General features: G+C 35.8%; 16 protein-coding genes. 7 read left to right on the top strand and 9 right to left on the bottom strand.

Annotated features, from left to right (window positions below; genetic code table 11):
* Positions 1-98 precede the first annotated feature (98 nt).
* Positions 99-2,963: a prolyl oligopeptidase family serine peptidase gene (locus LUA91_RS03035; RefSeq protein ID WP_231424484.1), complete on the bottom strand. Its 2,865-nt coding sequence runs from the start codon at positions 2,961-2,963 to the stop codon at positions 99-101.
* A gap of 205 nt (positions 2,964-3,168) precedes the next feature.
* The gene (locus tag LUA91_RS03030; protein WP_056096320.1) at positions 3,169-3,504 is read right to left on the bottom strand and encodes a MerR family transcriptional regulator; all 336 of its coding nucleotides are present in this window, start codon (positions 3,502-3,504) and stop codon (positions 3,169-3,171) included.
* A gap of 115 nt (positions 3,505-3,619) precedes the next feature.
* On the opposite strand from LUA91_RS03030, the gene alaS reads away from it, so the two are divergent.
* On the top strand, positions 3,620-6,235 hold the full coding sequence (gene alaS, locus LUA91_RS03025; protein ID WP_231424483.1) for an alanine--tRNA ligase: 2,616 nt from the start codon (positions 3,620-3,622) through the stop codon (positions 6,233-6,235).
* Positions 6,236-6,339: 104 nt separating this feature from the next.
* Here the strand turns inward: alaS and queG are convergent, their stop codons facing one another.
* Positions 6,340-7,272, bottom strand: coding sequence for a tRNA epoxyqueuosine(34) reductase QueG (gene queG, locus LUA91_RS03020; protein ID WP_231424482.1), 933 nt, complete (start codon positions 7,270-7,272; stop codon positions 6,340-6,342).
* A 135-nt stretch (positions 7,273-7,407) separates the two neighbouring features.
* Between queG and LUA91_RS03015 the strand changes: the two genes are divergently transcribed.
* On the top strand, positions 7,408-7,614 hold the full coding sequence (locus LUA91_RS03015; protein ID WP_231424480.1) for a hypothetical protein: 207 nt from the start codon (positions 7,408-7,410) through the stop codon (positions 7,612-7,614).
* Between the two features lie 61 nt (positions 7,615-7,675).
* Here the strand turns inward: LUA91_RS03015 and LUA91_RS03010 are convergent, their stop codons facing one another.
* The 3 genes from LUA91_RS03010 to LUA91_RS03000 all read right to left on the bottom strand — a co-directional run bounded on the left by LUA91_RS03010 (position 7,676) and on the right by LUA91_RS03000 (position 11,384).
* Positions 7,676-9,184, bottom strand: a complete 1,509-nt coding sequence (locus LUA91_RS03010; RefSeq protein ID WP_231424478.1) for a carbon-nitrogen hydrolase family protein — start codon at positions 9,182-9,184, stop codon at positions 7,676-7,678.
* Between the two features lie 249 nt (positions 9,185-9,433).
* Positions 9,434-10,456: a Holliday junction branch migration DNA helicase RuvB gene (gene ruvB, locus LUA91_RS03005; protein ID WP_231424477.1), complete on the bottom strand. Its 1,023-nt coding sequence runs from the start codon at positions 10,454-10,456 to the stop codon at positions 9,434-9,436.
* 31 nt (positions 10,457-10,487) lie between these two features.
* On the bottom strand, positions 10,488-11,384 hold the full coding sequence (locus LUA91_RS03000; RefSeq protein WP_231424475.1) for a 3-hydroxybutyryl-CoA dehydrogenase: 897 nt from the start codon (positions 11,382-11,384) through the stop codon (positions 10,488-10,490).
* Positions 11,385-12,530: 1,146 nt separating this feature from the next.
* Between LUA91_RS03000 and LUA91_RS02995 the strand changes: the two genes are divergently transcribed.
* From LUA91_RS02995 to LUA91_RS02985, 3 genes are read left to right on the top strand one after another with little or no spacing between them, the layout of a single operon-like run.
* Positions 12,531-15,629: a SusC/RagA family TonB-linked outer membrane protein gene (locus LUA91_RS02995; RefSeq protein WP_231424474.1), complete on the top strand. Its 3,099-nt coding sequence runs from the start codon at positions 12,531-12,533 to the stop codon at positions 15,627-15,629.
* Between the two features lie 7 nt (positions 15,630-15,636).
* On the top strand, positions 15,637-17,247 hold the full coding sequence (locus LUA91_RS02990) for a SusD/RagB family nutrient-binding outer membrane lipoprotein (RefSeq protein WP_231424473.1): 1,611 nt from the start codon (positions 15,637-15,639) through the stop codon (positions 17,245-17,247).
* Positions 17,248-17,259: 12 nt separating this feature from the next.
* Complete coding sequence (locus LUA91_RS02985) at positions 17,260-18,201, top strand: DUF1735 domain-containing protein (protein WP_231424472.1); 942 nt, start codon at positions 17,260-17,262, stop codon at positions 18,199-18,201.
* A 201-nt stretch (positions 18,202-18,402) separates the two neighbouring features.
* Here LUA91_RS02985 and pdxH read toward each other — a convergent pair whose 3' ends face one another.
* Positions 18,403-19,053: a pyridoxamine 5'-phosphate oxidase gene (pdxH, locus tag LUA91_RS02980; RefSeq protein ID WP_231424471.1), complete on the bottom strand. Its 651-nt coding sequence runs from the start codon at positions 19,051-19,053 to the stop codon at positions 18,403-18,405.
* A 46-nt stretch (positions 19,054-19,099) separates the two neighbouring features.
* Between pdxH and LUA91_RS02975 the strand changes: the two genes are divergently transcribed.
* The gene (locus tag LUA91_RS02975; protein WP_231424469.1) at positions 19,100-19,663 is read left to right on the top strand and encodes a YqgE/AlgH family protein; all 564 of its coding nucleotides are present in this window, start codon (positions 19,100-19,102) and stop codon (positions 19,661-19,663) included.
* 68 nt (positions 19,664-19,731) lie between these two features.
* Here LUA91_RS02975 and purE read toward each other — a convergent pair whose 3' ends face one another.
* Positions 19,732-20,250: a 5-(carboxyamino)imidazole ribonucleotide mutase gene (gene purE / locus LUA91_RS02970; RefSeq protein ID WP_231424468.1), complete on the bottom strand. Its 519-nt coding sequence runs from the start codon at positions 20,248-20,250 to the stop codon at positions 19,732-19,734.
* Between the two features lie 86 nt (positions 20,251-20,336).
* Entirely contained in the window at positions 20,337-21,476 is a 1,140-nt protein-coding gene (locus LUA91_RS02965; protein ID WP_231424466.1) for a 5-(carboxyamino)imidazole ribonucleotide synthase, read from the bottom strand.
* A gap of 54 nt (positions 21,477-21,530) precedes the next feature.
* Between LUA91_RS02965 and LUA91_RS02960 the strand changes: the two genes are divergently transcribed.
* Positions 21,531-22,721: an NAD(P)/FAD-dependent oxidoreductase gene (locus tag LUA91_RS02960; protein WP_231424464.1), complete on the top strand. Its 1,191-nt coding sequence runs from the start codon at positions 21,531-21,533 to the stop codon at positions 22,719-22,721.
* Positions 22,722-22,758: the final 37 nt, after the last annotated feature.

The following is a 22,758-nucleotide window of genomic DNA, read 5'->3' as shown; positions in this document are numbered from 1 at the left end:
GAATGTAATGTAATAAGTTTTTAGTAGTAAGTTTTAAGTTATATCAATTTTTAAAATGATTCTTAAACATAAAACTTACCACTTATAACTTGCCACTTTTAAGGTTTATCATCAGTTAATTCGAAACCCCAAGTTTTGCCTTTTTCAGTAGCAGGAATTCCGCTCGTCATCCAGGCAGGAGCTTTTGCACCTTTTAGATAATAGTCAAAAAACTGTTGTTCACGAATTTGGATATCTTTACGGTTTTGGCGTTGTACCAGGTTGTGTGCTTCACCGTTGTAATTTAACATCCAAACGGGTTTACCTAAACGGCGTAGTCCGGTAAACATTTCTATTCCCTGATACCAAGGCACAGCTCCATCAGCATCATTGGCCATCACAACTACTGGAGTATTTACTTTAGGAAACATAAATAAAGGTGAATTTTCGGTATACAATTCAGGTTTTTCCCAAAGTGTGGCACCAATTCTACTTTGTGTTTTTTCATACTGAAACTGGCGGTTCATTCCACTTTCCCAACGGATCCCACCGTAAGCTGAAGTCATGTTAACTACAGGTGCGCCTGCCCATGCAGCAGCATACATGTTGTTTTGAGTAATTAAATAAGCTACCTGATAACCTCCCCAGCTTTGTCCCTGAATACCAATTTTAGTTCCATCAACCCAACTGTTTTTCTTTAAACTTTCTACACCAGAATTTATAAATTCAACTGCAGATTGACCAGGATGACCAGTTTCGTAACTGATATCCGGAGCGAAAACCAAATAGCCATTGCTCACAAAAAACGATATGTTCAAACGAGATGGGGTAGGCGCTGGCGCTTGGTAAGTGTATAATCCATCAGAAAGCTTTTCGTAGAAATAAGCAATCATTGGGTATTTTTTACCTGGATCGAAATTTTCTGGTTTGTATAAAATGCCTTCAGCTTTGTAGCCTTTTGGCGTAGTCCATTTTACCAATTCTGCAGTACCCCAGTTGTAATTTTGTTGCTGTGGATTGGTATTGCTTAATTTAGTTTCTGATTTGAAATCGGTAGTAACATACACATTTGGCGATTCTGTGTAGCTTGCTTTATCATAAATGTAAACATCTGCATCTTTAGCTTTTACTAAATTTGAGTACTTATATTTTGCCATTAACACCAATTCTGGTGCCTTTGCCGAGCTAACATTTGTGCGGTAAAAACCATTCTCTTTGGTTAAATTGTTAAATCCATCTAACCAAACCAACTCATTTGCTTTCACAAATTTATTATCTACCATACGGTTGAAAGGATTATTATCCTGTTCTACACGTTCGTAACGGAAAGTAATCTGATTGGCTCTACCAAAACCTGAAGTGATGTTTTTAGCCGGCGATTTTCCATCCGGAGAAAACGACCAAATATCATATCTATCATTTAATAAAACAGCTTTGTCGCCTTCAGTCCAGGTGGCTACACCATAAGCTGAAGGAAGATCAGGAACGTCGTTATCCTCATCTACAAACTTAACATTTAAGCTTTCAGTTAAGGCTACAACTTTACCACTTGCAGTAGCATAAGTATACCAATTGCCATTTTTTCTATTAAAATATAAAATATAATTGCCTCCTGGTGAAGCCATTGCATAACCATTTAATTCGCTGATGATTTTTTTGCGTTGGCCGGTTTTTGTATCAACTAGGTAATAATCTTTTGATGTTGCGCCACTCCATTGTGATTCAATTCGGCGACCAAAATCTGTAGAAGCTAAAACAAAGTTTGCATCACCTTCGGCAACCATATTGGCATCAGGTAAACTTAAATCAGTTAATGGGATTGCTTTTGGATCGCTGCTGTAAACATCAATTACCGATAAATAGCTTTTTTTGCTGTCGCGATCTGCATTTTTCAATTGCATTGGCTGCAAGTAATCATCTTTATAATTCCAAACATCAACCTTTGCTACCTCAAAATCAACGATGGTAGTGTCTTTTGGTTTTTTGATAGGAGAGATACCGAAAAATAACTTCTTTCCGTCTTTACTAAATGTTACTCTTCCATCACCATTTACCGACCATTTTGCTGGTAAACCAGGCATGTCGAAATCCACTATAGTTTGTGCGGTGTCTAGTGTTAAGGAATTATAATAAACATTGTAATTTTTAATTTCCTGTTTCTCTGGATCTTGCTCACCTACAAATGCCAGGTGCTCACTTTCATCATCAAAAGCAAAATTTTTGAAACTGCCTTTGCCTTTAATTAAGGTTTTAAGCGTTCCTTTTTCTGTATTTAATAAGAAGACACCTTGTGGTGCAGTTTTGTCTTTTTTAGAACCGCTGCAAGCAAACACCAATTGTTTTCCATCTTTACTGAATGAATAATCGGTAACATATTTATATGTTTTATCCGTTCCCGTTAATAAATTTTTAACAATTAGGTCAGTTCCTTCATCAGTTTTTCCTTTACCAGCAGGTTCGTCATCAGCAAAATCGATCTCCGAATCTTTCTTCTCAATAGGTTTAGCAGGTGTTTTTTTCGCAGTATCTGGCTTTTCAGTTAGATAAGCCATAAAACCATTACCTTCCTCAGGAAATTTGAACGATTTTACACGAGCTACTTTGGTAATGGCATTCGTGGTAAGATTTGCTATACCCAATGAATCCTTTGGCATTTCATCAGGTTTCCTTTTTTTAATTTTTGCCTGGCGAAGATCTTTATTTAATGGTCGGATATTGAAAACCGCAAATTTAGAATCGTTACTAAATTGCGAATTCATTCCCCTAGGAATATTTAGTTTAGCATTTGTTTTAAGATTGGTGATATAAAGCTGAGCATCGCCTTCTTGTTGCAGCACGCTATACATCGCCCAAGTGCCATTATTTGATAATTGCTTTGTGCCAATTGCTTCCCATTTATCATAAACACTATGATCTAAAGGTTTTTTTTGTGCATAGACAAAGCCGACAATGAAAAACAGAATAATTGTTAGTCCTTTTTGCATTTTTTAAAATGAATTAATTTGTTGGTTGAGATTTAATCTCCTAAAATTGGAAATTTTTAGATCATTTGAAAACTTGTACGCCAAATATTACATTATAGATATGTTTTTTGTAGCACAGGTTTATGTTTTACATCAATCTGGAATATTGATTTTGTTGCTTGCAAGAAAATAAGATAATTATATCTGTACACAAAAAGAAATTAGCTTATAACTCCTGCGCTAAATTCACCAAAAAACCCTTTAACTTTTCTAACGAATCGATGATTTTTTGATTTTCTTTAACATCACCTTTATTGTTTTTAAGATAATCTTTTGCGCCTTTTAACGTGAAGCCTTTCTCATCAACCAAATTGAAAATTATCTTTAAGTTTTCGATATCTTCTGGCGTGAATAATCGGTTACCTTTCTTGTTTTTTTTAGGTTGAAGAATGTCGAATTCCTTCTCGTAAAAACGGATTTGCGATGCGTTTACATTAAACATTTCAGTCACTTCGCCCATAGTATAATACATTTTATTGATGTCTCTTTCTTTATACGGCATAACTTGTGCTTGATTATTAAGGTTTTACAACGGTTAATTAAAGTATTCAAATGTAGCTCGATTTTTCCTGATTAACGCAATAAAATTTTAATTTTGTTCCTCCAATAATATACTAATGACAGCACAAGAGATTAGACAGGCATTCTTAGAATTTTTTAAAGAGAAACAACATCATATTGTTCCATCAGCACCGATTGTGGTTAAAAACGACCCTACTTTAATGTTTACCAATGCGGGGATGAACCAATTTAAAGATTTGTTTTTAGGAGAAGCACCAATAAAATATCCTCGTGTTGTTGATACGCAACGTTGTTTACGTGTATCGGGAAAACACAATGATTTGGAAGAAGTGGGTATCGATACTTATCACCACACCATGTTCGAAATGTTAGGCAACTGGAGCTTTGGTGACTACTTTAAGAAAGATGCAATTGCCTGGAGCTGGGAATTATTGACCGAAGTTTATAAAATTCCAAAAGATAAATTATACGTAACCTATTTTGAAGGCGATGAGAAAGAGGGTTTAGAAAAGGATCAGGAAGCTTACGATCTTTGGAAACAGTATGTTGATGAAAGCCATATTTTACCAGGAAATAAAAAAGATAATTTTTGGGAAATGGGCGATACGGGTCCTTGCGGTCCTTGCTCTGAAATTCATGTAGATTGCCGTACCGATGAAGAAAAAGCTATGGTTGATGGTGCTACTTTAGTAAATGCCGATCATCCGCAGGTTATCGAAATATGGAATAACGTATTTATGCAGTTTAACCGTTTAAAAGATGGTTCGTTGCAAAGCTTGCCTGCAAAGCATGTTGATACAGGAATGGGTTTTGAGCGTTTAGTACGTGTTCTGCAGGAAAAATCTTCTAACTACGATACTGATGTTTTCCAACCGATGATTCAGTTTATCGCTGAAAAATCTGGAATTAATTACGGTGCTGATGAGAAGACTGATATCGCCATGCGTGTTATGGCCGACCATATTCGTGCCATCTCATTTGTAATTGCCGATGGACAATTGCCATCAAATAACAAGGCTGGTTACGTTATCCGCAGGATTTTGCGTCGTGCTGTGCGTTATGCATATACTTTCTTAAACTTTAAAGAGCCGTTTTTAAATCAATTGTTGCCATTATTGGCTGAACAATTTAAAGGTGTTTTCGATGAATTAATTTCGCAACAGGATTTCGTTCAGAAAGTTGTTTTAGAAGAGGAAGTTTCATTTTTGAGAACTTTGTCTACAGGTATCCAACGCTTTGAAAAATACCAAGCTAACAATAATTTAGTTGAGGGCAATTTTGCTTTCGAACTATCCGATACTTTTGGTTTTCCAATTGATTTAACTGAATTAATGGCTAGAGAAAAGGGTTGGAGTGTTGATTTAGCTGGATATGAACAAGCCCTTAAAAAACAGAAAGACGATAGCCGTGCCGCTACTGCAATTGATACTGGCGATTGGATTATCGTTAACGCTGATGACCAGAGCGAATTTGTTGGTTACGATGATTTAGAAATTGAAACTGAGATTTTAAAATACCGTAAAGTTAAAGCAAAAGGTAAAGAGCAATATCAAATTGTTCTGCGCCAAACTCCTTTTTACGCAGAAAGTGGTGGTCAGGTTGGAGATACCGGACGTTTAGAAGACCACAGCCGCCAGTTTTGGGTTGATATTACGGACACTAAAAAAGAAAATGGCTTAACAGTTCATTTTGCAGATATTCTTCCTGATAACTTAGAGGGGAAATTTTGGGCAGTTGTTGATGAAGATAAACGTGTTTTAATTGAAGATAATCATTCGGCTACGCACTTATTACATGCAGCTTTAAAGCAGGTTTTGGGTAAACATGTAAACCAAAAAGGTTCTTTGGTAAATGCTGATTATTTACGTTTCGATTTTTCTCACTTTGCTAAAGTAACTGATGAAGAATTGGCTCAAATTGAGGTAATTGTAAATCAAAAAATCAGACAGAACATTAAACTTAAAGAGCAAAGGAATGTGCCTTATCAGGATGCGATTGAAAGTGGCGTAACCGCTTTATTCGGAGAAAAATATGGGGATTTTGTTCGTATGATTACTTTTGATGACCATTTTTCGAAAGAGCTTTGTGGCGGAACTCATGTAAAAGCGACAGGACAAATCGGTTCTTTCAAAATTATATCTGAGAGTGCGGTTGCAGCTGGTGTTCGCAGAATTGAGGCAATTACAGCAGATAAAGCCGAGCAATATTTCTTAGATCAAAGAAAAGAATTAGGTCATTTAAAGGCTTTACTAAATGGTTCTAAAGATTTATCGGCCTCGGTTCAGGCTTTACTTGATGAAAATGCGAAGCTGAAGAAAGAGATTGAAAAATCTACCTTAGAGCGTGTTAGTAACTTGAAACATGAAATTGTTCACCACGTTCGTGGAATAAATGGTATTAATTTAATAGCAAAGCATATTGATTTGCAAAGTGCCGATGCCATTAAAAACCTTGCTTTCTCATTGAAAGACATGATTGATAATTTATTCCTTGTTTTCACTACAGAAATTGATGGCAAACCAGGAATCACGGTAATGCTATCGGATGACTTAGTGAAAAATGGCATGAATGCATCAAACATTGTTCGTGAATTAGGTAAAGAAATTCAAGGCGGTGGCGGTGGTCAGCCGTTTTATGCAACTGCGGGTGGTAAAAACTCTGATGGTTTAAAAACCGTTTTAGAAAAGGCTGAAGGTTTTATCGCCAAATAATCTTTTCACCATAAATTTGCAAAGTGGAGAAATCTTAAGAATTTATTTTATAGTTCTAAAAGGTTTCTCTTTTTTTTATTTCATTTAAATAGAAATAATGTAATTTATGGTTTCAGGAAATCGATGTTTCTCTTTAAGCCGGCGAGTTTGGTGCGTTTAACAGCAGAGCCTTTAAAAACCTTTTTAAAAACTTCATCCGTAATTTCAGTCAGGTCTTTTTTTGTCAAATCCAACAATCCATTATCTGGATTAAATGCATCTTCTGTATGAGCTTTCGAAAAGCGGTTCCATGGACATACGTCCTGACAAATATCACAACCAAACATCCAATTATTCATTTTATCTTTAAACTCATTTGGAATTTCATTCTTCAGTTCGATGGTTAAATAAGAGATGCATTTAGTGCCGTCTACAACCTGTGGTGCAATAATGGCATCAGTGGGGCAGGCATCCAAACATCGAGTGCAAGTACCACAATGATCAGTTTGGAAAGGATGATCATAATCCAATTCTAAATCAATTATTAATTCTGCCAAAAAGAAAAATGATCCATCTTTCTTGCTGATAAGATTTGAATTTTTTCCAATCCAGCCAATTCCAGATTTTTTTGCCCAGGCCCGGTCGAGCACTGGTGCTGAATCTACAAATGCTCTTCCAGAAACTTCCCCAATATTTTCTGTTATAAAATTGGTAAGTTCTTTCAGCTTATCTTTTATTACATGATGATAATCTAGTCCGTAGGCATATTTAGATATTTTAGGCGCATTCGGATCTGTCTGTTTTTCTTCTGTGTAATAATTTAAAGATAAGGAAATTACCGATTTAGCATCATCAACAAGTAAGCGTGGATCAAGACGTTTATCGAAATAATTTTCCATATACTTCATTTCGCCGTGGTGATTTTGAGTAAGCCACTTTTCCAGCCTTGGAGCTTCTTCGGCTAAAAATTCTGCCTTCGAAATGCCACAAGATAAGAATCCCAAACGGATGGCTTCATCTTTTATTTGCTGGCTATATTTTGCAGAATTATTAATCACGAATAGCAAAGATAAGGCTTAAGAAGCAAAACCTTTTTAACAATCACTTGTTCTATTTACAGAAAACTAAATTAATTAATTGCAGTTCTTCAAAATTCGTTGAATTGGATTAAAAGAACTTAACTCACAATAGAAATGGAAAACATAGATCCAAAACATACGGAATCAGGAGAAGCTCCTAAGCCGATTGAACAAGATTACGAAAATCATAAAGAAGATCCAGGACCAGCGCAACCAGCTGTTACGGAGAGAGATGAAAATGGTGCAGGTTCAGTACTAAAATGGATTATTCCAATTGCAGTTGTGATTGGTTTAATCGTGTGGTTTGTAATGAAAAAATAATTAGCTTTAGATTATAAATTGAACGCCGGTTGTTGATGCGACCGGCGTTTTTTTTTGCTTATTATTTTAGAAGTTTGGTTTGATATAAATCAGTTCGTCTGTCTTTTAGAATCTTTACAGTACCATAATGATGCAATTCATCCAAAAGATGAAGATCAACATCTGCTAATAAAACCATTTCGGTATTTGGTGTTGCTTCTGCTTTAATCGCATTGGTTGGAAAAGCAAAATCAGAAGGAGTAAACACAGCCGATTGCGCAAATTGAATATCCATATTATTCACTTTTGGTAAGTTACCTACACAGCCCGCAATGGCTACGTAACATTCGTTTTCAATAGCTCTGGCCTGGGCACAATGGCGTACTCTGGTATAACCGTTTTGTGTATCAGTTAAAAAAGGCACGAATAGAATTTGCATTCCCTGATCTGCATAAATTCTGCTCAACTCGGGGAACTCTACATCATAGCAAATTAAAATACCCACCTTGCCACAATCAGTATCAAAAACCTGAACTTTATCTCCGCCTACCATGCCATAATATTTCTGCTCGTTCGGGGTGATGTGGATTTTTCTAAATTCATCAATTTTTCCCGTTCTGTGACACAGATAAGAAGCATTATATAGTTTACCTTCATCCAGCAAAGGCATACTACCAGTAATAATGTTGATATTATAACTCAATGCATATTCATGCATCTTATCAACAATTTCTTTGGTTTTTTCTGCGAGTTTCCGCATTGCTTCAATCTCCGGAAGATGATTATATGGCTGTAGTAGTGGAGTGTTAAACAATTCTGGAAACATCACGAAGTCTGATTTGTATCCACTAACTGCATCAACAAAAAATTCTACTTGTTCGTAAAAGGATTCCATATCGGGGAACAAACGCATTTGCCATTGTACCAATCCTAAACGGATGGTCATTGCAGAACGTGCTGAAGCATCGATGCCTTGATAATAGATGTTATTCCATTCAATTAACGTGGCATATTCTTTAGATTCTTTATCGCCTGGAAGATAATTTTTTAGCACTTTCCTAACGTGAAAATCATTGGAAATTTGAAAGGTTAACGTAGGATCGTAAATTTCTTTTGATTTTACTTTATCAATATATTGTCTTGGTGAAAGTGTTTCAGAATGCTGATGATAGCCTGGAATTCTTCCTCCGGCAATAATACTTTTTAAGTTGAAACTTTCGCAAAGTTCTTTACGAGCTTCATAAAGTCTGCGGCCTAACCTTAAGCCCCTAAAATCTGGATGTACAAATATTTCGATACCATATAAAGTATCTCCGTTAGGATCGTGAGTACTGAAAGAATAATCGCCGGTAATTAATTTATATGTATGTCTATCACCATATTCATCATATTCTACAATAATAGATAGGGAACAAGCTACCACTTTATCATCAACAGCAATACAAAGCTGACCTTCTGGAAAGATATTTAAAAGTTTAGCAATGCTGGATTTAGGCCATATAGACCCACCCATACTATCATAGGCTTGTAGCATTGATTCTTTTAAATCGGCATAATCTTCGAGCGTTAGCTTACGTAATTCGATATTCATAATTTGCTGGTTTTATAGGTATTGAACAGAAAACGGAGGTAAATGTTCAGATATATTTAAGGTTTTTTTCAAAAGAATCTTTTCGCTGTGCAATCATTTAACCTCTTATTGGCAATGTTAGTGTTGATTTTCATCAGAACACGGCATTCCGATTAAAAGAATATATCAAAAAGGAAATTGCCGAAATTATTGCAAAGAGATTTAGAATGATCTGCGATTTATATCTCTATAAATCTGATGAAATTTAACTTAAAATAACTTTCCAGTCTGCCCAGGGAAATTCTTTTTCAAATGCTTATAAGCTGCTTCTGTTACTTCACGTCCGCGAGAGGTACGCATAATGTAACCCTCCTGAATTAAAAATGGTTCATAAACTTCCTCGATAGTACCTTCATCTTCTCCAACGGCAGTTGCAATGGTTTTCAAACCAACAGGACCACCCTTAAATTTATCAATAATGGTAGTCAGAATTTTATTATCCATTTCATCCAAACCATGCTCATCAACGTTTAAGGCATTTAGGGCATAATTCGCAATTTCAGGATCAATATTTCCATTACCTTTAATTTGAGCAAAATCTCTGGTTCTGCGTAAAAGTGCATTTGCAATACGAGGTGTTCCACGACTTCGTCGGGCAATTTCATAAGCACCTTCGTCATCTATTGGAGTGTTCAAAATATCTGATGAACGAAGAACGATTGCGGTTAAAAGTTTAGCATCGTAATATGCCAAACGGCAGTTTATTCCAAAACGAGCCCTTAAAGGTGCGGTTAACAAACCTGAACGCGTTGTTGCGCCAACAAGAGTAAATGGATTAAGCGAAATCTGAACCGAACGGGCGTTTGGGCCAGTTTCGAGCATGATATCAATTTTAAAATCCTCCATGGCAGAATACAGATATTCTTCAACCAAAGGAGAGAGGCGATGAATTTCATCAATAAATAGAATATCTCCGGTATCTAAACCTGTTAATAAACCTGCTAAATCTCCAGGTTTATCCAGCACAGGACCAGAAGTTACCTTAATACCAGCACCCATTTCATTGGCGATAATATAAGATAAGGTGGTTTTTCCCAATCCCGGAGGACCATGAAGCAGTACGTGATCGAGAGCTTCTCCACGTAATTTTGCTGCCTGAACAAAAATCCGAAGGTTCTCCATCACTTTTTCCTGTCCGGTAAAATCTTCGAAAGCTTGCGGCCTCAAAACCCTTTCTATATCTCTATCGGTAGGTGTGAGGTTGTTTGCGTCGGGATCGAGATTTTCATTCATACAACAAATATAAAATTAAATGCTAAAAAAATTAGGATTTTTTGAATTTATCGGCAACAACTAATTCTTTTGATCCAGCGGTATATTTATAAAAACCTTCTCCAGATTTTACTCCCATTTTCCCTGCTGCTACCATATTTACCAATAGCGGACATGGTGCGTATTTAGGATTTCCAAATCCATCATGAAGCACTTTCAAAATTGCCAAACAAACATCTAAACCAATAAAATCAGCGAGTTGTAATGGTCCCATGGGGTGGGCCATACCCAATTTCATCACCGTGTCGATTTCATAAACGCCTGCAACACCCTCATATAAAGTATAAATGGCTTCGTTAATCATTGGCATTAAAATCCTATTGGCAACAAAACCAGGGTAATCATTTACTTCAACCGGTGTTTTTTCAAGCCTTTCAGAAAGTGACATAATTATTCGCGTAGTTTCATCGCTGGTTTGATAACCTCGAATAACTTCAACCAATTTCATCACCGGCACTGGATTCATGAAATGCATACCAATCACTCTATCGCCACGATTTGCTACCGCTGCAATCTGGGTAATGGAAATGGATGATGTGTTACTTGCAAGAATAGCATTTTCAGGTGCGGATTCATCCAAATCCTTAAAAATTTTAAGTTTTAAATCGATGTGTTCAGTAGCGGCCTCAACAATTAAATCAGCTGTTTTAACCCCTTCTTTTATCGAAGTGTAAGTTGAAATATTTTCAAGGGTTTTTGTTTTTTGATCTTCAGTAAGTAATTCTTTAGCAACCTGTCTATCCAGATTTTTTGTAATCGTTTGAATGGCCTTATCTAAAGCATTTTGGTTGATATCTACTAAACTAACAGTGAAATTATATTGTGCAAATACATGTGCAATACCGTTTCCCATAGTTCCCGATCCTATAATTGAAATATTTTGTATCATAAATGAAAATGATTTTTGGTTAGCCGCAAACTGATCTTATTTATTTTAGAAATTCTTCAAATATATTATTAAGTATCGTAAGTATAATATTGTTTTTAGTTTGGTTTTTAAAGGTTGTTACTATCAGTTAAATATATTTAATAACTCAAATTCTATATGTTTTGACTCAAAAAGATATTCCTAATTGATTTGTAAACAATCAGCATTATTTACATTTTAAGATCAGGTAAACTATTATAAATTCCATTTTCAATTATATTTAATTAATTGATTTACAAATTTATACAGTTAATAAATGTTAAATTGAATGTTAAAAATGCTTAAATATTTATTGGTCGATACAATGCGAATATTCATCGATACAAGCTTTTTTTGAGGATCTTTTTGACTGAACTTTGATGTATCAAGAAAACAAAAAAGCTTTTTAATTGCTTGATAAATACAAGAAAATAGTCGTTGGAGTTTTAAAAAACATAGACGTTTATATAAAGGTACTTCCTGATAAAATTTAGGTTAGTTAATGATTAGTTAAAATAGAGATATGGCTGGATGGCGTATCTCTATTTATTTTTAAAGCCATTTAAAATTACAGCAATATTAGTCTACCAATTTTTTTAAATCTGCATAGTGATGCTAAAGGCTGTAAAATTTTGATTATTTACTATATTATTATCGTTTGTATACCTCATGTCTAAGATAAAATAAATTTAAATCTAAATTTTGATCTATTTTGCTATTTATACGGCATAAAAAATTCATTAAAAGATGTAAAAGATAAATTTAATGATTTTATAGAGCTATTTTGTTTATTTTATCTAATCAATACAATTTCACCAACTTAATTGTGTGCTAATTTTACTTATATCTATACAATATTAACAAATCATTAAAAATTCATTAAATTATATTGCAGACTTCTATAATTTTAAATATTATTGCTCTCAGTAATAGTTTTAAAGAATTAATTCACGTCATCCCTGATTAGATTAGATCTTTCTAGCATTCAAAAATAAAATAAGCCAATAACTTGAGGCTTTTTTAACCAACAAACAAACAAACTCGTACATCAATTTTTACCAAATGCATATTTTGGCCGTATTGGTTATGGCCCATATATATTTATTATTAACCACTAACTAAACTTAAATGAAAAGAAAACTACTTAAATGTTTGTTATTCTTTCTTGTGCTATCTGGTTTAAAAACCTATGCTCAAGACAAAACAATTACAGGCTTGGTAACCGCTAAAGATGATGGTTTGCCAATACCTGGCGTAAGCGTAAAGCTAAAAGGTACAAATCGAGGCGTAGTAACCAATGCCAAAGGGTTGTATAGCATTAATGTTCCTTCATCAGAAAAGGATTTCTTGGTTTTCACCTTTGTAGGCTACAATGCAAGGGAAATCAGTACCTTATCTAAAACCATTGATGTTTCATTGGAATCAAATTCAAGTACCCTTGATGAAGTGGTAATTGCAGCTGGTGGTATTAAACGAGCCGCAAGAGAGCAGGGTTACGCAACTACCCGGATTGATGCAGAAACATTGACCGCTGGTAAATCGCCAACAATTGCTGGTGGTTTAACTGGAAAGGTTGCAGGTTTACAAATCAATGCTGTTGGAACTGGAGTAAATCCTTCGTATAGGTTGGTATTAAGAGGTGACCGCTCCATTACGGGAAACAACCAGGCACTCATCGTATTAGATGGTGCTATTGTTCCAAACGAACTATTAGGTAATATTAATCCTGATGATGTTGATGAATTAACAGTTTTAAATGGTGCCAGTGGTGCTGCTTTGTACGGGTCTGATGCTTCTAACGGCGTATTAATTATCAACACTAAAAGGGGCAAAAAAGGCGCTCCAATTATCAAGCTTTCCAATACAACTGTTGTAGAAAAAATTAGTTTCTATCCAGAACTTCAAAATCGATTTGGTTCTGGAACGGATGATTATCCGGTTGTTTATGAGCCAATTGAGAACCAACAATATGGTCCAGCTTTCGATGGAACGATAAAGCCTGTTGGTCGCATCAATCAATTTGGGCAAACGCAAATGGTTCAATATTCTCCAAATAGAGATAAATATGACTTTTGGGATACTGGATTATCTAATCAGACTGATTTTTCCTTATCATCTGGCGATGAAAAATCATCAACTTATATGTCTGCTCAATATTTAACAGGTAGTGGAACTACACCGAAAGATGAATATAATAGAATAGCGTTGAGGTTTAATGGTGATAGAAATATTACTAAAAACTTTTCTGCTAAGTACAACATCAGCTTTACTCAAAATAAGTATGATACCACCCCTAACACATCAGGTATTTACAATAATTTATTAAATACCCCAGCGCAAATTCCATTGTTGAGTTATACAGATTGGCAGGATTTAAGAAGCTGGGCAAATCAAAATAATTACTACAATGATTATTATGCAAATCCATATTTTTCTATAGACAATTCTCGCCAGAAACAAAAGAATGCATATATCACTGGATTGGCAGAATTAAATTACCACCCAACCGAATGGTTAAGTTTTATTTATAGAGCATCATTAAGTAACCGCTACTATGAAAGTAAAACAGGAACAGATGGATTTACCTATACAGATTTTGTATTGGGCTCAGGTTCATATAAATCAAATTCTGCAAGTAGTGTTACAGAGCGAATGTTCCAGAATAGCAATTTCAACACAGATTTTATTGCTAACGTTAAAACAGATGTAAAAGATTTTTCTTTTAACATATTGGCTGGCGCTAACTTAAGGAGCTTTAATTATAAAAATATGACTTCTTCGGGTAGTGGTTTACAAGTTCCTTATCTATATAATTTAGGCAATATTACGGGTACCCCAAATGCATCAGAAAATATTGAAAATACAAGAAGGTATGGTGTTTGGGGTGATGTTACAGTGGGTTATAAAAAATGGTTGTACGTTCATGTTACCGGAAGAAATGACTGGGTTTCAGTTTTAGCACCGGCAAATCGTTCATTCTTTTATCCTGCAGTTGATGTTTCCTTTATTCCGACAGATGCATTTGAATGGCTAAAAGGTAGCAAAGTATTAGACTATTTGAAAATAAGAGGTGGTATATCTAAAGTAGGTAATGTAAACGTAGATACTTATGCATTGCGTTCTACATTTGGATCGCAAACAGGTTATAATTATGGTACCGGATATACTCCAAGTGCTTCTATTGTATCGCCAGATTTAAAGCCGGAGATTACAAATGGTTATGAATTCGGTGCTGATTTTAGACTATTTAACGGAAGAGTGGATGGTACGGTAACCTATTACCATACAAGCTCAACAGGTCAAGCGATTAATGCTCAAATTGCACCAACAACTGGTTACACTGGCTATCTACTAAATGCTGGTGAATTAACAAATGCTGGTTTAGAAAGTGTTTTGCATATCACGGCTTTTAATAAGGGTAATTGGAAACTTGTAGTTGGTGGTAACTATACACACAATGAAAATAAATTGCTATCGTTAACTCCAGGTTTGACCCGTATTGGAGTAGGTGGTAGCGGTACTATTTTTGGTGATGTTAATGTGCAAACCTATCCCATAGTTATAGGTAGTGATTACAATAGAGATCCAGAAGGAAGAGTAATTATTGATCGCAATACTGGAAATCCAGTAGGTACAACCCCAGGGAAAGTTTTAGGTAATACACAACCAAAAGATAGATTAGGACTTGATTTTAATTTATCGTGGAAAGGTTTAACTCTTTCTGGATTATTTGAATACAGAGGTGATTTTGTTCAGTATTCAAGTGCCGGTAGCACTTTCGAATTCTCTGGATCAAGTATTCGTTCGGTTTATTACAATAGAGAGCGATTTATATTTCCAAACTCATCTTATTTTGATGCTGCTTCAGGAAGTTATATTGCGAATAATGATATCAGTGTATCCACCGGTAATTCAGGATTTTGGTCGAGCAGTCAGTTTAGAGGGACTACCAGTAACTACATTTATTCAGGAAATTTCTGGAAACTAAGAGAACTTGCAGTTTCCTACCGTCTTCCATCATCGGTTTTGAAAGACATTAAATTTATTAAAACAGCTACTTTAAGTGCACAAGGAAGGAATTTATTTATCTGGTTACCTAATTCAAATAAACTTGGTGATCCAGAAACCAGTAGCAATGGATCTGATAGCAATGCGGTTGGTATCACCTCTTTATCGCAAACGCCTCCAACCAGATATTTCGGTGGAACTTTAGCATTAACCTTCTAAATTTATTATGATGAAAAATTATTTTAAAATAACAACCATATTATTTGCACTGGTTTTTGGGTTTACTAGTTGTAAGAAAAGTTATTTGGATATCAATGAAAATCCAAACTCAGCCACATCTTCTACACCTCAGCTCGTATTGCCAGCTTTGCTAAATAACATGTCGAGCAATTTCATGACTTACTTTAATTATGGTGGTAGGATAGTAGGATACATGGCCAATGCAGGTGGGGTATCATTTGTTGGTAGCACCACAATAACCTATAATTTTGATAGCGGAAGTAACACTGGTTTATTTACAGCAGCTTATTCTGATTTGAGAAGTATACAATACCTCATTAATACAACAACTGATGCGCCGCAATATGCTCTTTATAACGGAGTTGCAAGGATTCTGAAATCTTATTATTACCAGCGTTTGGTTGATGAATATGGTGATGTTCCATATACAACAGCTTTAACCGGGGCTGATAATTTAACACCTAAATATGATAGTCAAACGGCAATTTATCAATCTATCGTTACAGAACTTGATGCGGCTATTGCTACGCTTAAAGCAAATGCTTCGTCAACAACTGTTACTAAACTAACCGTTAATGGTGCCGATATTGTTTTTGCTGGAAACGTTACGAAATGGATCCAATTTGCAAACAATATTAAATTGAGAATTTTAACCAGAGCACAATCCGGATCTTTAGCAAGCTTTGTAAACACTGCTTTTGGAACTTTCTCATCAGAAGGGTTTTTATTAGAAGATGTATTGATTCAGCCTGGGTATGTGAGTACAAGTGCTCGCCAAAACCCAGTTTGGGATGCATATCAATCTTCATATACAGGAACAATTACTGGTACTTCTTATATTCCAACAACATGGATGTATTCATTTTACAATGGTACAAAATTAACTGATGCTGGTAGAGGGGTGTTAACTTACCGATTGTTTAATGCAGGAACAACGCCGCGTGGACAACTTGGTGCTCCTAACAACCCAAATTCTGGCGGTCCGAACTGGTACGTTGGTACTGGTACAGGTTTAAATTCTACAGAAGCTGCCGGTTTATTGAAAAGTAGGGTAATGGGCTTGTGTATTTTTCCAGCATCAGAAACTTATTTCCTGTTGGCAGAAGCAGCACTTAACGGTCGCACTTTACCAGGTACTGCATTAGCGAATTTCGAAAATGGAATTAGAGCATCATATAATTATTTAGCCAAAACAGGTACCTCTACCGCTTCTCAATCTGCTACAGTATTGGATAATTATTTAACTGCTTATAAAGCCGCAAATACAACGAATGCAAATTTTAATTATTTAGTAAATTACAATCTTGCAACTACAAATGCACAAAGATTAGAGGCTATCATTACTCAAAAATATATAGCACTTAATTTTATTGAAGGTTATGAGGCTTGGCAAGAATACAAACGTACAGGCTATCCAAGAATAACGGGCACAACTGCAAGTACAACATTTGTTTCTACAGAATCTATTGCGCCAACTGCCGATCGTTTACCGGTACGGAATTTATATCCAACTACGGAGTATAATTTAAATCCAAATGTACCTCCGTTATCAAGCATCAATGTGTTTACAACTAAAGTTTTTTGGGATAATAATTAATAAAAAGAAAAAATGAAAATACAATCGAAAATATATACTGCAATAATTGTAATGGGTATCTGCCTTTTTACATCTTGCACTAAGGAAGAAAACATTTTCACCGATGATGGAAATGGTGGTGAAAGTGCACTTGTAGAATTAGGAGACTTGCCTCCAACCCGAATTGCGGGTATTCCAACCGTTACATATACTACTGTAACAAAATCATTTGATGCAGCACCAGAAGTAGATGTACCTATTATTGTTAATTACACTGGCGTAAATGGTGCTCCTTCGGATGTTACTATTCAATTAGGTGTCTTCAATGATGCCGTTACAACAATGAGTACAACAGCAGCTCCATTAACTATACTGCCTACATCTTTATATACAATACCAAACAATACTTTAATTATACCTAAAGGACAAAAGAAAGCTACTATGATTGTTAAAGTTAGGGCATCTGCATTTAATTTTGCTTTAACCTACGCACTTGGAATCAAAATTATGTCTAGTACAGCAGGTGTTATTAGCGGCAATTTTGGTACAGGTGTCTTTATTATGTCGGCTAAAAACCAATGGGATGGGATTTACCAAGTAGTTTCAGGTCAGGTAACACGTTTTACTGCAGTTGGTGTAGTTGAAAATCCTAGTACATTGAATGGATCATTAGCTGGAAATCCAAATATAAATTTGGTAACAACGGGAGCTTCTACTGTTGAAGTTCAAAATATGAAATGGTTTGGCGGATCGTCGAATGTAGCAGGTATTGATAACACACGGGCTACCGTAAATCCAACAACTAATGCGGTAACTATGGCAGCATTGGGTAATGCCACACTTGCCAATAGAACAGGATTGCTAAATGCTTATGATCCGGCTACAAAAACATTCACATTAAATTTCGACTGGAATCAAACTACAGCTCCAAGGCAAATGAATTTAGTATTGAAGTATATTGGTCCAAGACCTTAAATTGCAGATAATTCTTGAAGTAATCAGTTATCTTAGCTGATTACTCATTTGATCTATCCTATTAAAAAGGAATATATTCTGTTAGAAGATATCTTCAATAGTCAAAGATCAAATTAAAGATACTCCCTAAAATTAGGTAGTTAAATGATTAAATTGAAAGAGATCTGGCTGGATAGCAGATCTCTTTCTCATTTGTTAATATTATGGTGCTAACCTTGTTTTAATCCAGCTACCTTTTACCAATTCAAAATTTATTCTGTCGTGCAATCTACTGCGGCGGCCTTGCCAGAATTCAATTCTTGTAGGCTTAACAATATAACCTCCCCAGTGTGCTGGTTTAGCTATACTTTTACCTTCGCTTTTTGATTTTAACTCCTCAAATTTTTCTTCTAAAAACTCTCTGTTAGGTATCACCTGACTTTGCGGCGATGCTACAGCACCAATTTGACTGGCAACCGGACGGGTTACAAAATAATCTTCAGAAGTTTCCTTATCTAATTTTTCTACAATTCCTTCGATCCTTACCTGGCGTTCTAAATCAGGCCAGAAGAAAACCAAAGCTGCATATGGATTGCGTTTCAACTCTTTTCCTTTGGCGCTTAAGTAATTGGTGAAAAACCTAAATCCATCTGTATCAACGCCTTTTAATAGAACAATTCTTGCGTTAGGTCTTCCAGCTTTATCAGCAGTAGCCAATGTCATTGCATTAGGCTCATAAACTTGAGCTTCAACAGCTTGATCGAACCATTTTGTAAATTGGGTAATGGGATTGTTATCTACGTCAGATTCATCTAACGTGGCGCTTTTATAATCTTGGCGCAGGTTTTGTAGAAATTCGTTTGTAACTTGCATTTAACAAAAATAAGCATCTTTTATGGTGCTGCAAACCATTATCGTCATGCTGAACAATATAAAACCAAAAACAGGCCGATTATTAATTTCTGAACCATTTATGGCAGATCCAAACTTCAAACGTTCGGTTGTTTTGTTAACGGAGCATGGAGTGGATGGTACAGTTGGCTATATTTTAAATCAGGTTGGTAACTTACTTTTGAAAGATGTTATTCAGGATTTGTGGGATGCAGACAATCAAATTTATTTCGGAGGACCGGTTGCTGCAGATACCCTTCACTTTATTCACAGAGCCTATGATAAATTACAGAGCGGGGAGGAGATTGGAAACGGAATTTATTGGGGTGGAAATTTCGAAACGCTTAAAATCCTTATTAACACAAATGCAATCGATGAAAGTGAAATAAAGTTTTTTATGGGTTATTCTGGTTGGGATGACGGACAATTAACGAAAGAACTAGAACAGAATGCCTGGATGGTTAGCGATATTTCGCATCCTGATATTATTTTTGGTGATGATGATGAAAAGCTTTGGCGGGATGTTATTGTAAACTTGGGTCCGAAATATGCCCACGTAAGCAACTTCCCGATAGACCCAAGTTTGAACTAAGCTTTATTCAGAGATTTGATGTCTCAGGCAGTGGTGTTTGTAAGAACATCAAATCTTCCGAATTCATACTACATACTTTCTGCGCTTTCCTCAACTTTTCTTCTTAAATCGTCTTTATAAGCCTGCATTTTCACCGTTAACGATTCATCCGCAGTGGATAAAATTTGTACGGCCAATAAACCTGCATTTTTTGCAGCATTAAGTGCTACGGTTGCAACCGGAATGCCATTTGGCATTTGTAAAATGGATAAAATGCTATCCCAGCCATCGATTGAATTTGATGATTTTACAGGGACACCTATAACTGGCAATGTTGTAATTGAGGCAACCATACCAGGCAAGTGTGCGGCACCACCTGCACCTGCGATAATTACTTTTAAGCCTCTTCCTTGAGCTTCTTTAGCATAATTAAACATGCGTTCTGGGGTCCGGTGTGCAGAAACTACCGTGATTTCGTAATCGATTCCAAAATCTTTTAATACATCAGCAGCATCTTGCATAACAGGCAAATCAGATTTGCTGCCCATAATTATTCCTACTAAAAACCCCTCCGCCCCTAAAGGGGAACTTGAATTTCCATCATTCATATTTATTGCTTATTTTTTAGTGCTTGTGTTATTTGTTATGTTATTTCCACCCAGCTATTAGTTCCCCCTTCAGGGGGATAGGGGGCTTATGCGATTACTTTCAATGTTTTTTGAACGTATCTCGCTTTCTCAATAGCCTTTTCTCTATCAATATCAACAATGGTTACGTGGCCCATTTTGCGGAAAGGCTTGGTATATTTTTTACCATATAAGTGTACAAATACACCATCAATAGCTAAAATCTTTTCTAAATTTTCATATTTGGCAACCCCTTCCGAACCTTTTTCGCCAAGTAAATTAATCATGATGGCATTGGTAATGCTGGTTGTATCACCCAATGGAAAATTGTAAATCGAGCGAAGATGTTGTTCAAATTGAGAAACATAATTGCCTTCAATTGTTTGGTGCCCACTGTTATGTGGTCGAGGTGCTACTTCATTAACTAAAATTTCGCCATCTCTCGAAACAAACATTTCTACAGCTAAAATCCCAGTAATATTCATTGAGGAGGCAATATTCTTAGCAATGTTCTCAGCTTTTTGTTGCAAACTTTCAGCATAGGTTGATGGCGAAATCAAGAATTCAACTAAGTTGGCCTCAGGATTAAACTCCATTTCAACCATCGGGAAGGTTTTCATATCGCCGTTTGAATTACGGGCAACAATAACGGCTACTTCCTTTTCAAAATCAACAAGTTTTTCAATGATACATGGTGCTTCAAATGCTTTATCCAAATCAGCAGCACTATTAATTCTCATAACACCTTTACCATCATAACCATCTTTTCTGAGTTTGAGGATGTATGGAAAAGGAATTGAACTGTTCTCCATATCTTCCTTTGTATTTACAATTTGAAAAGGAGAGGTTGGGATATCATTTTCTTTGAAAAACTGCTTTTGAATGCCCTTATCCTGTATTAAACGAATCACTCTCGATTGAGGAAAAACCATTTTCCCCTCTTTTTCAAGTTGTTCCAAGGCTTCAATATTTACTTTTTCGATTTCTATTGTGATGATATCTGCCTTCTTCCCGAAATTGTAAACCGTATCGAAATCTATTATCGAACCGTTTTCAAAATAATTTGCAATGTGTTTGCAAGGCGCATCAGGGTCTGGGTCTAAAACTAAAGATGTTACATTATAATTTATAGCTTGCTGAATAAGCATTCTGCCTAATTGTCCGCCACCTAAAATACCCAATTTTAATTCGCTAATCTGTTTTGCCATGCGCTTGAAAATAATGCTACTTTTGTGCAAAAGTAACCATAAAAAGTTTTATTGATGAATGCAGATGCAATAATTATTGGTGCAGGTGCTTGCGGATTGATGTGTGCAGTACAAGCGGGCTATCTAGGCAAGAAGGTAATCGTGCTTGAAAAGAATGAAAAACCCGGTGCCAAAATTTTAATTTCGGGTGGTGGTCGTTGTAATTATACCAACCAATATGCATCTCCTGAACAGTTTATTTCTGCAAATCCGCATTTTCTCAAATCATCATTTACCCAATGGACGGTAGACGATACCATCAGCTTTTTTGAAACTTACGGTATTCAGGGTAAGGAAAAAACTTTAGGACAATTATTTCCGGATGAAAAAAACGCAAGAGATGTAGTGCAGGTTTTTACTTCGGTTTGCGAAGATTTTGGTCAGGAAATTCGTTGTAACGCCGATGTAAAAGACATTGAAATTCTGCCCGATGGTTTTCGGGTTACCTATGAGAAGAACGGTAAAAAGATTGTTTTAAAATCTGAAAAACTTGTTATGGCTACGGGCGGCTTACCCATTCCGAAGATGGGAGCTACGGATTTTGCTTTACGTTTTGCCCGAAAGCATGATTTAAAAATTGTAGAAACCGCACCGGCATTAGTTCCGCTAACCATTACCGGGAAGGATGAAGAATGGTTTGCACAACTATCTGGCAATTCTGTTTTTTGCGAAGTAAGTAACAATGAAATTGCTTTCGAAGAAAATATTTTATTTACACACTGGGGTTTAAGCGGACCAGCAATTTTACAAATTTCTACGTTCTGGAGAAGAGGAGAGGTAGTTAACATCAATTTATTGCCACATCATGATATCGTTGCTGTTTTAGATGAAGAACGAAAAATTAACGGCAAAACACTTTTATCAACGTTGTTAAATCGGTTTTACACCAAAAAGTTTACCGATGCTTTAGGTAAATTTTTGCCTTTAATTAAGCCAGTCGCTGCATTAACCAATGCAGAGCTTCAATTAATCAAACAAACCATTCATGAGTTTAAAGTTAAACCAGCTGGTGATAAAGGGTACGATAAAGCTGAAGTAATGCGTGGAGGAATTGATACCAATGAAATTTCATCTAAAACTATGGAATGCAAAAAAATACCAGGCTTGTTTTTTGGTGGAGAATGTTTAGATGTAACGGGCTGGTTGGGTGGCTATAATTTTCAATGGGCTTGGGCAAGTGGTTTTGTAATAGCGCAGAATATATAGTTCCAAGAAATTCTTTATTGAAACACGACAGTTTGCG

The sequence above is a fragment of the Pedobacter sp. Leaf250 genome, assembly GCF_920984735.1.
Lineage (GTDB): Bacteria > Bacteroidota > Bacteroidia > Sphingobacteriales > Sphingobacteriaceae > Pedobacter.
This window is presented reverse-complemented; position numbering and strand designations above follow the sequence as displayed.